Origin of the sequence: Enterobacter cloacae complex sp. P2B, assembly GCF_014895985.1 — a bacterium.
In the GTDB taxonomy this organism is placed as follows: domain Bacteria; phylum Pseudomonadota; class Gammaproteobacteria; order Enterobacterales; family Enterobacteriaceae; genus Enterobacter; species Enterobacter bugandensis.
On record NZ_JADBQQ010000005.1, the window covers coordinates 5097 to 5781 of the forward strand.

Below are 685 nucleotides of genomic sequence, written 5' to 3' on the forward strand. Positions count from 1 at the left end.
CCAACTGAGCTATTCCCGCATGTTATCAAGTTAACTGCTAACCACTTGATTTCATTATCGTCCGGCTTGCTGTGCCGCCGTTCGATGCGTTGCATTCTACTGATATGACGTGATGAGTCAACGTTATTTTTTGCTTGTCTGGATTGTTTGCTGAAAATTACGGCGAAACGATCACTGATCAAGCAAATCCCCGCGCGCAGCGTTCAAATATTGCAGCATTGACCACAGCGTCAGCACCGCCGCGACCCACAGGAGACCGATGCCCGCCCACTCAACCCAGGCGTTCGGGCGCCAGAGCATCCACACCAGCGAGGCCATCTGCGCGGTGGTTTTCACTTTACCAATCCAGGATACCGCGACGCTGCTGCGTTTCCCCAGCTCCGCCATCCACTCACGCAGCGCAGAGATGATGATCTCACGGCCAATCATAGTTGCGGCGGGCAGCGTCACCCACCAGGTATGATAGTGCTCAGCCACCAGCACCATCGCGATCGCGACCATCACTTTATCCGCTACCGGATCGAGAAAGGCGCCGAAACGGGTGCTCTGGTTCCAGCGGCGCGCCAGATAGCCATCAAACCAGTCAGTTACCGCTGCAATAAGGAAGATCAATGCGCAGGCGAACGGAGCCCAGACGACCGGCAGGTAAAACGCCAGCACAAAGAACGGAATGAGTACAACACGA

The 685-nt window shown here is 55.3% G+C and carries 1 protein-coding gene; it reads right to left on the reverse strand.

Features of this window, described 5'->3' with window-relative positions; translation table 11 throughout:
• Nucleotides 1-171 precede the first annotated feature (171 nt).
• Nucleotides 172-685: CDP-diacylglycerol--glycerol-3-phosphate 3-phosphatidyltransferase (pgsA, locus tag IM313_RS04330; RefSeq protein WP_193056090.1), on the reverse strand; the 514-nt coding region annotated here is incomplete at its 5' end.